We start from the raw sequence: 13,601 nt of genomic DNA, 5'->3' as shown, positions 1-13,601 counted from the left end.
ATAATGGACGAACGTCTCCTTTCAGGGGAATCTGCATATGAAGATGCGGATTTAGAATATTCATTACGGCCACAGACGCTCCGTCAGTATATTGGCCAAGATAAAGCAAAACATAATTTAGAAGTATTTATTGAAGCGGCGAAAATGCGTGAAGAAACGTTAGATCACGTGCTTTTATATGGACCACCAGGTCTTGGTAAAACGACGCTTGCGAATATTATTGCCAATGAGATGGGCGTTAATGTTAGAACAACTTCAGGTCCCGCAATTGAAAGACCAGGAGATTTAGCTGCTGTATTAACAGCGCTTCAGCCAGGGGATGTATTATTTATTGATGAAATTCATCGTTTGCATAGATCAATTGAAGAAGTATTGTATCCTGCGATGGAAGACTTTTGCCTTGATATTGTAATTGGAAAAGGGCCTTCAGCACGTTCTGTACGCCTAGATTTACCGCCATTTACATTAGTTGGAGCAACAACACGTGCTGGAGCATTATCGGCACCGCTTCGTGACCGCTTCGGTGTACTTTCAAGGTTAGAGTACTACACAGTAGATCAGCTTTCTGCGATTGTTAAACGTACAGCAGAAGTATTTGAAGTTGAAATCGATTCGTTAGCTGCATTAGAAATTGCAAGACGTGCTCGTGGTACACCTCGTATTGCGAATCGTCTTTTAAGACGTGTACGTGATTTCGCGCAAGTTCGCGGTAACGGAACGGTTACGATGGAAATTACACAAATGGCATTAGAGCTACTGCAAGTAGATAAATTAGGTCTAGATCATATTGATCATAAATTACTGCTTGGTATTATTGAGAAATTCCGTGGCGGTCCAGTTGGATTAGAAACGGTTTCAGCAACAATTGGAGAAGAATCTCATACGATTGAAGATGTGTATGAGCCGTATTTATTACAAATTGGCTTTTTACAACGAACGCCAAGGGGCCGAATTGTAACGCCGCTTGCGTATGAACATTTCGGAATGGAGATACCAAAAGTATGACGGAGATGCCAAAGCTGCTTATTACAGCCGGGATCTTACTCATCGTTGTTGGATTAGCTTGGAAGTTCATTGGAAGGCTTCCAGGCGATATTTTTGTGAAAAAAGGAAACGTTACCTTTTATTTTCCTATCATTACATGTATTGTGTTAAGTATTGTATTATCTTTTATTATGTATATAATAAATCGATTTAAATAAGAAATAGGTGGATATAGCTATGGATATAAATCTGTTTGATTTTCATTTACCAGAAGAACTTATTGCACAAGTCCCGTTAGAAGATCGTGAAACATCAAGATTAATGGTGTTAGACCGTGAAACAGGTGATATTGAGCATAAACATTTTACGGATATTCTTTCTTACTTACATGAGGGGGATTGCTTAGTTTTAAATGAAACGAAAGTTATGCCTGCTCGTTTGCACGGTGTGAAAGAAGATACAGGCGCGCACATTGAAGTACTTCTTTTAAAACAAGAAGAAGGTGATAATTGGGAAACGCTTGTAAAGCCAGCGAAACGTGTAAAAGAAGGAACTGTTATCTCTTTTGGCGAAGGGAAATTAAAAGCAACTTGCACAGGAACTGCAGATCAAGGTGGACGCCAGCTTGAATTTTCATATGATGGCATCTTCTATGAAATTTTAGATGAACTTGGGGAAATGCCGCTTCCTCCATATATTAAAGAGACGCTGGAAGATCGCGATCGCTATCAAACAGTATATGCGAAAGAAATCGGTTCAGCAGCAGCGCCGACTGCGGGACTTCACTTTACAGAAGAGTTACTTGAGAAGTTAAAGCAAAAAGGCGTTCAGTTAGCATTCATTACACTTCACGTAGGACTTGGAACATTTAGACCAGTTTCTGCAGACACGATTGAAGAACACCATATGCACGCAGAATATTATCATATGTCTGAAGAGACAGCGGCATTATTAAATCGTGTGAAAGAGAATGGTGGACGTATTATTACTGTAGGTACGACATCAACTCGTACGTTAGAAACAATTGCAACAGATCATGACGGTAAGCTCTGCGCCGCTTCTGGATGGACAGATATTTTCATGTATCCGGGATATGAATTTAAAGCAATTGATGGTTTAATTACAAACTTCCATTTACCGAAATCAACATTAATTATGCTTGTAAGTGCATTTGCAAATAGAGATAATGTACTTCATGCTTATAATGAAGCAGTAAAAGAAAAATATCGTTTCTTTAGCTTCGGTGATGCAATGTTCGTTGCATCTCACGCTAAAATGAGAAACAAATAAAAGGAGTAAGTTATGACAGCAATTCGTTATGAATTTATTAAGACATGTAAACAAACGGGTGCCCGTTTAGGTCGTGTGCATACGCCGCACGGTTCATTTGATACACCAACATTTATGCCAGTTGGTACACTTGCAACAGTTAAGACAATGTCACCAGAAGAATTAAAAGCAATGGATTCTGGCATTATTTTAAGTAATACGTATCATTTATGGCTACGTCCAGGTCATGAAATTATTCGTGAAGCAGGCGGCTTGCATAAATTTATGAACTGGGATCGTGCAATCTTAACAGACTCTGGTGGTTTCCAAGTATTCAGTTTAAGTGACTTCCGTCGTATTGAAGAGGAAGGCGTTCACTTCCGTAATCACTTAAATGGAGATAAATTATTCTTATCACCAGAAAAAGCGATGGAAATCCAAAATGCATTAGGTTCAGATATTATGATGGCATTTGATGAGTGTCCACCATTCCCGGCTACTTTTGAATATATGAAGAAATCTGTAGAGCGTACGAGCCGCTGGGCAGAACGTTGCTTAAAAGCGCATGAACGTCCGCAAGATCAAGGTTTATTCGGTATTGTACAGGGCGGGGAGTACGAAGAGCTTCGTCGTCAAAGTGCGAAAGACCTTGTTTCAATGGACTTCCCTGGTTACGCTGTAGGTGGTTTATCTGTTGGTGAACCGAAAGATATTATGAACCGTGTTCTTGAGTTTACAACACCACTTCTTCCAGATAATAAGCCTCGTTACTTAATGGGTGTAGGTTCTCCTGACTCGTTAATCGATGGCGCAATTCGTGGGATTGATATGTTTGACTGCGTACTTCCAACTCGTATCGCTCGAAATGGTACGTGTATGACAAGTGAAGGTCGCCTTGTTGTAAAAAATGCGAAATTCGCAAGAGACTTCGGTCCGCTTGATCCAAACTGTGATTGCTACACATGTAAAAACTACTCACGTGCGTACATTCGTCACTTAATGAAATGTGATGAAACGTTCGGAATTCGTTTAACGTCTTATCACAACCTTCATTTTCTGTTAAACTTAATGGAGCAGGTGAGACAAGCTATTCGTGAAGACCGTCTTGGCGATTTCCGCGAAGAGTTCTTTGAACAGTATGGCTTTAATAAACCGAATGCTAAAAACTTCTAATACATAATTTAAAAGGAGGAACAAAAGATGAATGCAGGTATGATGAATATCGTTATGATCGTTGCGATGTTTGCGATTTTCTATTTCTTATTAATTCGCCCGCAACAAAAACGTCAAAAAGCAGTTGCTCAAATGCAAAGTGAGTTAGCAAAAGGTGATGCTATCGTAACAATCGGTGGTTTACACGGTACAATCGAATCAGTAGATGAGACAAAAATCGTTATTAAATCTGGTGGTTCACACTTAACTTTCGATCGCAATGCGATTCGTGAAGTTGTGAAAAACTAATGTGGAAGGCCCTGCATGAAATGTGCAGGGCCTTTTTTAGTTACTTTGCTTTGACATATTTACACCGAAAATACCACCGAGTGTACTCGCCCCCATTAATGCTAATTGATATAGTAATTGTGAGTTCGATAAGGTTTGAGAAAAGCCTAAATAGTTAACTAGAAAGACGAGTATAGTGAACGTGAGCCCTGTTGTGAAACCTACTAGCCAACCTTTTCCTTGAGCCTTTTTGCCGGCAGTAAATCCAGACATAAGCATAGATAAAAGAGCGAGTATAAAAATAGTAACGGTTAATGTCCCTTCATTTATATTCGTAAACTTTAATAAAAGAGCCATAATCATACTAGTAATAGATGCGAGAATTAGTAGCGTAACAATACCGAAGCCAATTGCAGTTGATAATTTTTTCGTTCCATCCATTTATGCATTCCCCCTTTTTAATACAAGCATATTTTCCTTTTGCTCAAGTTAGACTAGTTTCTTTTTTATAGGGGAGTCTATACGTAAAAAAGGAGATGTAGAAATGGAATGGATATCGGTAATTGGACGGACAATGCTTTTGTATATCATCATCTTAATTATTTTTCGTCTTATGGGTAAACGTGAGATAGGAGAGCTAAGTGTATTAGATTTAGTCGTATTTATTATGCTTGGAGAAATGGCTGTAGTAGCAATTGAAAATACCGATAAATCACTTTTGCATCAATTAGTTCCGATGACTTTTCTTATGTGCATACAAATCATTTTGTCAGTCATTTCATTAAAGTTTCAACGATTTCGGCATTTAATAGAAGGTGAACCAGCAATTATTATTAATGCGGGAAAGATTGATGAAAAAAAGATGAGAAACCAACGATATAATATTGATGATTTAATGATGCAATTAAGGGAACAAGGAGTTGGAGATATTCGGGATGTAGAATATGCTATTTTGGAACCGTCTGGGAAGTTATCTGTCTTTCAAAAACAAAAAAATAAACAAGATACATTGCAGTTTACGCTTCCTCTTATTATTGATGGAGAAATTCAATCTAGTCATTTACAAATGATTGAGCATACAGATGAATGGCTTATTGAGAAATTAAAAAACTTAGGTTATAACGATATAACACAAATTTTATACTGTAGTTTTCAAAATGGACAATTTTTTGTTGATGTAAAAGAAAATTAGAGACTTATCCTTTGGAAGAGTAAGGATGATTAGTATAACTAATAATCAGTGGAGATTACCCCACTGATTAAAGTTTCACCTTATTTCAAAAATGAAAGCTTACGAATGATAGGGAGACGACTTAACTCTTCTTTTCGAATGAGTTTGAAAGTGAAGAGAAGTACGATATAAACAATTGTTGTTAAAGTGATTTCCCATAATGTTTGTATGCCAAGGGAATGAGAGAAAATAATATATTTATGAAGATAAAAACCGAAGGCGCCTGCGATACCGATGGCAAGTCCGCCGAAAATATAGTCTTTTGCGTAAATGGTAAATGTAATCTTTTTTAAAACAGTAGCGTAGTGAAGAAATGTTACTGTTACAATATTTGCAGCAATAGCAAGTGCAACCCCCATCATTTGAAACTCTGGCCTTGATGCTAGTACAAAAATAACGATTAATTTCACGATGGCACCAATAAATGTATTCATCATTGCGGCTCTTGCTAAGTTTAAAGCTTGCAAAACAGAGGTAAGTGGACTTTGGAAATAATGAAATAAAAAGCAAGGCGCAAGAAGTTGAATGAATGCTGTTGCGCTGTCTGATCCATACATAAGAGTTAAAACAGGAGAAGCGAATACGTATAATATAACGACAGACCATCCGCCGGTAATTAATGAAATTCGAAGTGCTTGTTGTAAACGGTGCTCTACTAATTTATGTTGTCTTTTTGCCATTGCTTCACTAATAGAAGGAACGAGCGCTGTAGAGAGAGCGTATGTAATAAAGGCAGGTAGTGATAGGAGCGGGAATGCATAACCGTTTAATATACCGTATTGCTGGGTTGCAACAGAAGCAGCGACACCAGCGATTGCTAAGCTTTGCATAACGACAATAGGTTCAAAAAAATATGAAACGGAGCCGATTAAACGACTTCCTGTAGTTGGAAGGGCAATATCCATCAGAGAATAAAATGTCCCTTTGCTTTCCTTTACAGTAGTGAAAAATCCAGAGCGTATTGATAAATGTTTTTCTCGCTGAAATAACGTGAGTAAAAATAATAAGGATGCAACTTCACCGAGAACAGCTGATAACATAGCGCCGGCTGCAGCATATTCTATGCCGTAAGGTAAAAATAATTGAATGCATATAGCGATAATGGTAATGCGGACGACTTGTTCTAGAACTTGCGCATAAGCGCTAGGTTTCATGTTTTGTTTCCCTTGAAAGTAACCACGCAACACAGAAGAAACAGCAATAACAGGAACAACGGGCAAAATGGCCATTAATGGATAGTAGGTTCTTTCGTCGGTTAATAATGTTTTTGCTAAAATAGGTGTGAGGAACATAATTCCGATTGTTAAAATGATACTAATAACGGATGTAACAGCTAGTGATACGGTTAATATTTTTTTAACTCTTTGTTTATCGTTCACAGCTTCCGCTTCTGCTACAAATTTTGCGATTGCGACAGGAAGACCAATTTGTGTCAATGTAATTGCTAAAATGAATGTAGGAACGGCCATCATATAAAGACCAACGCCTTCTTCTCCTAAAATACGTGCCATTACTATGCGGTTGATAAAGCCGAGTATTTTTGTAATAAAGCCGGCTATCATTAAAATAAATGCGCCTTTTAAAAAGCTTTGTCTCGTCATGTTCTTCTCCTACCTTCTCAAAATCAATGGAATGATTTACAATAATTTATATGCACGTACGAGACAAGAATGACAAGCATTTAAGAGAGTGAAGTATGATAGTGCTCTTGAAAGTAGTTATTGCTGTCCATTAGAGCGGGATTAAAGCGACTTTTTCGTGCTGAAATAAGAAGGAGATGTTTATAGATGTTAGATAGAGAGGCTTTGGTAGAATCATACCGCGGACAGTTACAAGTCGTTTTAGAAAGTAAAGTAGAAGAGTTTCAAATGTTTGGTTACGACCGAGTGACAGATGATGACATTTGGAAGTTTCTTAAAGTGAAAAAGTGGAAGAAGATAGACAGCGATGTTAGATTGTATGAATTAGTTAATGACGTATTAACAGTAACAGCTAATGAATATATGACATATTTAACTGTTGAAGCTTACCAAGCGCCACTTTGGTCATTTGATGAGTACGAAAATAAATAACCGACTGCAATTGGTTTGTTCTTCCTTTTGCAGTATAATGATATGTATTGATAAAGAGGAAATAATTATGTCTAAGATTATATATAAAGGAGGTAGTGAAGAGGAAAATAAATGATGGAAGTGTAGGTAGTGTAAAAGCTTACCTATAGAGCTAGTGATGAACTAGCAAAAATTATAGAAAGGAAGTCTACTAACTAGGCGTATGCACACGTATAGCAGTGAATCGTAAGAGATTTATTGAAAGTGTTAGTAGCAGAAAGAGGGTACATATGGCAAAGCGTGGTACGAGAATTGCCGCCTTTTTCCTCATCGTCTTATTAATCGGTGGAGTAATTGGTGCGGCAGGAAAAGACATAGCAAAAGGAATTAGTCTAGGACTAGACCTTCGCGGTGGTTTTGAAATTCTGTATGAAGTAAAACCAGCCAAAAAAGGTGATAAAATCGATCGAGATGTACTTGTAAGTACAGTAGGTGCTCTTGAAAATCGTGTCAATGTTCTCGGTGTAAGTGAGCCGAACATTCAAATCGAAGGGCAAGATCGAATTCGTGTACAGCTTGCTGGTGTACAAGATCAGCAAAAAGCACGTGAAATGTTATCAACACAAGCGAAATTAACATTCCGTGATGTGGACGATAACCTTCTTATGGATGGAACGGATTTAAAAGGCGGCGGAGCGAAGCAAACATTTGATGAGCAAGGCCGTGCGAGCGTAGGTCTTACACTAAAAAGCGCTGAAAAATTCCGTGAAGTAACTGAAAAAATTTCTAAAATGCCACCACCAACGAATTTAATGGTAATTTGGCTTGACTTTGAAGAAGGAAAAGATTCGTATAAAGCAGAATCTGCAAAACCGAATCCGAAATTCTTATCAGCAGCAACAGTAAACCAAGTATTTAACCAAGCTGAAGTATCTATCGTAGGTGGAAACTTCACAGTTGAAAGTGCGAAACAACTTTCATCTTTATTAAATGCAGGTGCACTTCCTGTTGATTTAAAAGAAATGTATTCAACATCTGTTGGAGCGAAATTTGGTCAACAAGCGTTAGAGCAAACGATTTTCGCTAGTGCGATTGGTATCGCTCTTATTTTCTTATTTATGCTTGTATTCTACCGTTTACCAGGACTTGTAGCGGTTATTATGTTAGGTTTATACATTTTCGTTACATTACTTGTCTTTAACTGGATGCATGCAGTTCTTACGTTGCCAGGTATTGCAGCGTTAGTGCTCGGAGTAGGTATCGCAGTTGATGCGAATATTATTACGTACGAGAGACTGAAAGAAGAGCTGAAAATCGGTAAGTCAATGATGTCGGCATTCCGTGCTGGTAACCATCGTTCATTAGCAACAATTCTAGATGCAAACGTTACGACTCTTGCAGCAGCTGGTGTGTTATTCGTTTATGGTAATAGCTCTGTAAAAGGATTTGCAACAAGTTTAATCGTAAGTATTTTAGTTGGTTTTATTACGAACGTATTCGGTACTCGTTTCTTACTAGGTCTACTTGTAAAGAGCCGTTACTTTGATAAAAAACCAGGATATTTTGGTGTGAAACAAAAGGATATTATTCCATTAACAAAAGGTGTAGTACATCCGCCAACGAGATTTGATCGTATTAATTTCGTAAATATCGGTCATAAATTCCTTATTTTCTCGATTGTAGTTGTAATTGCAGGAGCAATTATCTTACCAATTTTCAAATTGAACCTTGGTATTGACTTTGCGAGTGGTACACGTATCGACTTGCAATCAAAACAAGCCGTTACTGTGTCTGATGTTCATAAAGATTTTAAAGAATTGAACATTGATGTGAAGGAAGAAAATATTGTACCGACTGGAGATGACAATAAAGGTTTCGCAGTTCGTACATTAGGTGTTTTATCAAAAGATGAAATTGCGAAAACAAAAACATTCTTCCACGATAAATATGGTACAGATCCAAACGTAAGTACAGTTTCACCGACAATCGGTAAAGAAATTGCACGAAATGCATTTATCGCAGTACTGATTGCTTCTGCGGTTATCATTTTATACGTAAGTATTCGTTTCCGCTTTACGTATGCGTTATCTGCGGTACTTGCATTATTACATGACGCATTCGTTATGATTGTTATGTTTAGTATTTTCCAACTAGAGGTAGACTTAACGTTTATTGCTGCAGTACTAACAATCATCGGTTATTCTATTAATGACTCGATTGTTACATTTGATAGAAACCGTGAATTATACAAACAGAAAAAACGAGTGCGCGATATAAAAGATCTAGAAGAAATCGTAAATGCAAGTATTCGCCAAACGCTTGGTCGCTCGATTAACACCGTATTAACAGTGTTATTCCCAGTAATTGCACTGCTTATCTTCGGTAGTGAGTCACTACGTAACTTCTCGTTTGCGTTACTTGTTGGATTAATTGTAGGTACGTACTCTTCTGTTTTCGTTGCCTCTCAAATTTGGTTAATGCTTGAAAACCGTCGTTTGAAAAAGGGAAAAAACAAGAAGAAGGTTGAGAAAGTAGAATCTGAACCGCAAGTATAGAAAAGATGATGTCTCTTTATGAGGCATCTCTTTTTTCGTTTGTGGATACAATAAGATAGCAACTTTTTAACAGAAAGAAGATGGAAGAAAGTGGTGGTGCTATCGCTGTTTTTGTTAAAATAAAAAGATAGGTTAAGAAAAGAAGGGATTTTAATTATGGAAAAAGATGAACGTTTTAAACAGGCCGAGTTTGGTGCTATTGTCGGGATCGTTGGTAATATTATATTAGCGATTGTAAAGGCGGTAATTGGTTATATTGGGAACAGTAAAGCGCTATTAGCGGATGCCGTGCATTCTGCATCAGATGTAATAGGTTCGCTAGCTGTACTTTTTGGATTGCGAGCGGCAAAGCAGCCACCTGATGAGGATCATCCGTATGGTCATGGTAAAGCGGAATCGATTTCAGCGATTATTGTTGCGGTATTATTATTTATTGTGGGACTTGAAATCGCGATTTCGTCTATAAAAGCTTTTTCGCAAGAACTAGAACCGCCGAAAGGAATTACGATATTTGCTGTTGTTCTTTCAATCGTCGTGAAAGAAGGAATGTTTCAATATAAATTCCGATTAGGGAAAAGAGTAAACAGTGATGCAATTATTGCAAATGCATATGAGCACCGTTCGGATGTATTTTCTTCAATTGCAGCTTTAATCGGTATCTGTGCAGCTATAATAGGTGGTAAGCTTGGTATAGACTGGCTTGTATACGCTGATCCAATTGCGGGATTAGTTGTTTCACTTCTTGTTGTAAAAATGGCATGGAGCATTGGAGCGGAAGCAATTCATGCAACGCTTGACCATGTTCTTCATGAGGAGGATGTTATTCCGCTTAGAGAAGCAGTTCTTCAAGTAGATGGTGTGAAAAAAATTGGTTCTTTATATGCACGGGAGCATGGTCATTATGTTATTGTCGATATTAAAGTGTCCGTAGATCCATACATTACTGTAGAAGAAGGACACCGTATTGGAAAACATGTGAAAGAAATACTTATGAAACAAGATAATGTACAAAATGTATTCGTACATATAAATCCGTATTCTCCAAATTAAACATCATTAACATTTTAGTATATAGATATTGCATCGTAGTTTGCATTATATTGTCACCCCTTAATCTGTCTTGTATAATGAACAGGTTAAGGGGTGATTTCGTGTTACAACCGAAGACGCGTTGGAAAGAAAAAGAATATAATGACGAGCGAGTGAGTGAATTAGCAAGTAAATTACAGTTATCGCCACTTGTCGTTTCGTTATTCCTCGGTAGAGGACTCGATACAGAAGATAAGATTTTAGATTTTTTAAATACAGAAAATCAAGAATTTCATGATCCATTTTTATTAGAAGGAATGGATAGAACGGTAGAACGTGTAAATAAGGCGATTCAAAATGGAGAGCAAATATTAATATTTGGTGATTACGATGCGGACGGAGTAAGTAGTACGACAGTTTTATATCTTGCTCTTCAAGAATTAGGTGCAGAAGTAGAATTTTACATTCCAAATCGTTTTACAGAAGGGTATGGACCGAACGAAGAAGCATTTCGTTGGGCGCATAGCGCAGGGTTCTCGCTAATTATTACTGTCGATACTGGTATTGCAGCGGTACATGAAGCGAATGTAGCGAAAGAGCTTGGAATAGATCTAATTATTACAGATCACCATGAGCCACCGCCAGAATTGCCAGAAGCACTTGCGATTATACATCCGAAATTAGATGGCGGTGTATATCCGTTTCACTATTTAGCTGGTGTAGGTGTTGCGTTTAAAGTTGCGCATGCACTATTAGGCCGTGTACCAGAACATTTATTAGAGATCGCAGTAATCGGTACAGTAGCCGATTTAGTATCACTTCATGGTGAAAATAGGTTGCTAGTGAAACGCGGTTTAAAACATATGCGTATGACGAGAAATATTGGTTTGAAGGCATTGTTTAAAGTTGCTAACGTTTCGCAAAGTGAAATTACCGAAGAGAGTATTGGTTTCTCAATTGCACCTCGTATTAATGCGGTTGGGCGTTTAGAAGATGCTGCGCCGGCTGTACACCTTTTATTATCAGATGATCCAGAGGAAGCGAAAGAGCTAGCTGAAGAAATTGATGAGCTGAACAAACTGCGAAAAGATATTGTAAAGCAAATTACAGAAGAGGCTATCGCTGAAGTGGAAAATAACTTCCCACCAGAAGAAAATAAAGTATTAGTACTTGCGAAAGAAGGCTGGAACCCAGGGGTAATTGGAATTGTTGCTTCGAAATTAGTTGAACGTTTTTATCGTCCGACGATTGTATTAAGCATTGATCCTATAAAAGAAACAGCAAAAGGCTCAGCACGTAGTATTGCAGGATTTGATTTGTTTGCAAATTTATCAGATTGTAGAGAGTTATTACCACACTTCGGAGGGCATCCGATGGCAGCGGGAATGACGCTACATATGAATGATGTAGATGAATTACGTCGCCGCTTAAATGAACAAGCAGATGCGATTTTAACAGAAGAAGATTTTATTCCAATTACAGCAGTTGATGTTTTTTGTAAAGTAGAGGATGTAACGCTAGCGGCAATTGAAGATATGCAAAAACTAGCCCCGTTTGGTGTTGGAAATCCGAAACCACGTATTGCAGTAAAAGATGCAGAGTTAGAAAGCATTCGCGCAATCGGATCAGATGGCTCTCATTTAAAAATGGCTCTTCGTGATGGACAAGCAACACTGGATACAATTGGATTTGGCTTTGGTGCATATGCGAAAGAAATCTCTCCAGTTGCAAAAGTATCTGTAATAGGAGAAGCGTCTATTAATGAATGGAATAACTTTAAGAAGCCACAACTAATGGTACAAGATATTGCTGTAGAGGCGTGGCAATTATTTGATTGGCGTAGTATGCGTAATGCAGAAGCAAATTTAGCAGAACTTCCGAAAGAAAAAATAACAATGGTGTATTTTTCTGAAGAGGTATTGAATAAATTTTCTTTAGAGAGCTATAAAGAAAAGCTCATGCATGCTTCAGAAGTAACGCATTTAGATGATCAATATATCGTGTTACTTGATTTACCAAAAGGAACAGATGAATTACGTGAGCTATTTAAGGTAGGATTCCCAGCGCGAATTTATACGCTATTTTATCAAGAGAATAACCACTTATTTAGTACAGTTCCGACGAGAGAACACTTTAAATGGTACTATTCTTTCTTAAGCCAAAAAACACCATTTTCTTTAAGACAATATGGAGAACAACTATGTCGTCATAAAGGTTGGTCAAAAGATACAGTAAATTTCATGACACAGGTGTTTTTTGAGTTAGAATTTGTTACAATAAAAGATGGCGTCATTTTTATGGCAGACAAAAAACAAAAGCGTGATTTAATTGAATCGAACACATATCGTGAGAAAATGAACCACTTACAATTAGAAAAAGAATTGGTTTATAGCACATATCAGCAACTATATACATGGTTTGAAACGATTCGTAATCATAAAGAAGTAGAACAGTTAGGGTAAAGGATTTGTATTTACAAACCTTTTAGATCTGAGGAGGATTCAGAAATATGGATTTCAAGCAACATATCGCAATTGTACCGGATTATCCGAAAGAAGGTATTGTGTTTAAAGACATTACACCTTTAATGAATGACGGTAAAGCATACAAAGCAGCAACAGATGCAATCGTTGAGTACGCAAAAGAAAGAGATATCGATGTTGTAGTAGGACCAGAAGCTCGTGGTTTCATTATCGGTTGCCCAGTTTCTTATGCGTTAGAAGTAGGATTTGCGCCAGTTCGTAAATTAGGAAAATTACCACGTGAAGTAATTACAGTTGACTACGGTAAAGAATATGGTAAAGACGTTTTAACAATCCATAAAGATGCAATTAAGCCAGGTCAACGCGTATTAATTACAGATGATCTATTAGCTACAGGTGGAACAATCGAAGCGACAATTAAGTTAGTTGAAGAGCTAGGCGGAGTTGTAGCAGGAATTGCATTCTTAGTAGAACTTACTTACTTAGATGGTCGTAAAATGTTAGATGGTTACGATGTATTAGTATTAGAAAAATACTAATCACTATATAGGTAAAACTA

At 37.5% G+C, this 13,601-nt stretch carries 13 protein-coding genes; 11 read left to right on the top strand and 2 right to left on the bottom strand.

The window, feature by feature from the left end; genetic code table 11:
• Positions 1-3: 3 nt before the first annotated feature.
• Genes ruvB through yajC form a run of 5 tightly spaced genes read left to right on the top strand, consistent with a single transcriptional unit; the run spans position 4 to position 3,714 of the window.
• Positions 4-1,005 carry a Holliday junction branch migration DNA helicase RuvB gene (gene ruvB, locus ACTL4X_RS22375; RefSeq protein WP_441394952.1) on the top strand — a complete coding sequence of 334 codons (1,002 nt, stop codon included), beginning with the start codon at positions 4-6 and terminating at the stop codon, positions 1,003-1,005.
• A complete protein-coding gene (locus ACTL4X_RS22370; protein WP_000138162.1) occupies positions 1,002-1,202 on the top strand; it encodes a DUF2905 domain-containing protein in 201 nt (66 codons plus the stop codon). The genes ruvB and ACTL4X_RS22370 overlap by 4 nt, the downstream gene beginning before the upstream one ends.
• A 19-nt stretch (positions 1,203-1,221) precedes the next feature.
• Positions 1,222-2,274 (top strand): tRNA preQ1(34) S-adenosylmethionine ribosyltransferase-isomerase QueA, encoded by a 1,053-nt coding sequence (queA, locus tag ACTL4X_RS22365; RefSeq protein WP_086401439.1) that lies wholly within the window; start codon positions 1,222-1,224, stop codon positions 2,272-2,274.
• A gap of 12 nt (positions 2,275-2,286) precedes the next feature.
• Positions 2,287-3,426 carry a tRNA guanosine(34) transglycosylase Tgt gene (gene tgt, locus ACTL4X_RS22360; RefSeq protein WP_000125365.1) on the top strand — a complete coding sequence of 380 codons (1,140 nt, stop codon included), beginning with the start codon at positions 2,287-2,289 and terminating at the stop codon, positions 3,424-3,426.
• Between the two features lie 27 nt (positions 3,427-3,453).
• Positions 3,454-3,714 carry a preprotein translocase subunit YajC gene (gene yajC / locus ACTL4X_RS22355; RefSeq protein ID WP_000991115.1) on the top strand — a complete coding sequence of 87 codons (261 nt, stop codon included), beginning with the start codon at positions 3,454-3,456 and terminating at the stop codon, positions 3,712-3,714.
• 36 nt (positions 3,715-3,750) lie between these two features.
• Here the strand turns inward: yajC and ACTL4X_RS22350 are convergent, their stop codons facing one another.
• Positions 3,751-4,134 (bottom strand): TIGR04086 family membrane protein, encoded by a 384-nt coding sequence (locus ACTL4X_RS22350; RefSeq protein ID WP_000349148.1) that lies wholly within the window; start codon positions 4,132-4,134, stop codon positions 3,751-3,753.
• Positions 4,135-4,237: 103 nt separating this feature from the next.
• Here ACTL4X_RS22350 and ACTL4X_RS22345 point away from each other — a divergent pair, with 103 nt between their 5' ends.
• Entirely contained in the window at positions 4,238-4,885 is a 648-nt protein-coding gene (locus ACTL4X_RS22345) for a DUF421 domain-containing protein (protein WP_000454833.1), read from the top strand.
• 80 nt (positions 4,886-4,965) lie between these two features.
• On the opposite strand, the gene spoVB is transcribed toward ACTL4X_RS22345, so the two are convergent.
• Complete coding sequence (spoVB, locus tag ACTL4X_RS22340; protein ID WP_000198301.1) at positions 4,966-6,525, bottom strand: stage V sporulation protein B; 1,560 nt, start codon at positions 6,523-6,525, stop codon at positions 4,966-4,968.
• Between the two features lie 186 nt (positions 6,526-6,711).
• On the opposite strand from spoVB, the gene ACTL4X_RS22335 reads away from it, so the two are divergent.
• The 5 genes from ACTL4X_RS22335 to ACTL4X_RS22315 all read left to right on the top strand — a co-directional run bounded on the left by ACTL4X_RS22335 (position 6,712) and on the right by ACTL4X_RS22315 (position 13,581).
• A complete protein-coding gene (locus tag ACTL4X_RS22335) occupies positions 6,712-6,996 on the top strand; it encodes a post-transcriptional regulator (RefSeq protein WP_000886980.1) in 285 nt (94 codons plus the stop codon).
• A gap of 269 nt (positions 6,997-7,265) precedes the next feature.
• On the top strand, positions 7,266-9,530 hold the full coding sequence (secDF, locus tag ACTL4X_RS22330) for a protein translocase subunit SecDF (RefSeq protein WP_001119066.1): 2,265 nt from the start codon (positions 7,266-7,268) through the stop codon (positions 9,528-9,530).
• Between the two features lie 156 nt (positions 9,531-9,686).
• On the top strand, positions 9,687-10,580 hold the full coding sequence (locus ACTL4X_RS22325) for a cation diffusion facilitator family transporter (protein ID WP_000409743.1): 894 nt from the start codon (positions 9,687-9,689) through the stop codon (positions 10,578-10,580).
• Between the two features lie 101 nt (positions 10,581-10,681).
• Complete coding sequence (gene recJ, locus ACTL4X_RS22320; RefSeq protein ID WP_000941229.1) at positions 10,682-13,021, top strand: single-stranded-DNA-specific exonuclease RecJ; 2,340 nt, start codon at positions 10,682-10,684, stop codon at positions 13,019-13,021.
• Positions 13,022-13,068: 47 nt separating this feature from the next.
• Positions 13,069-13,581, top strand: coding sequence for an adenine phosphoribosyltransferase (locus ACTL4X_RS22315; RefSeq protein WP_000346215.1), 513 nt, complete (start codon positions 13,069-13,071; stop codon positions 13,579-13,581).
• Positions 13,582-13,601: the final 20 nt, after the last annotated feature.

The organism is Bacillus sp. RE35 (genome assembly GCF_052146655.1).
Classification (GTDB): Bacteria; Bacillota; Bacilli; order Bacillales; family Bacillaceae_G; genus Bacillus_A; species Bacillus_A cereus.
Note: the sequence above shows the minus strand (reverse complement) of the source record. Positions and strands in the feature narration are given on the sequence as shown.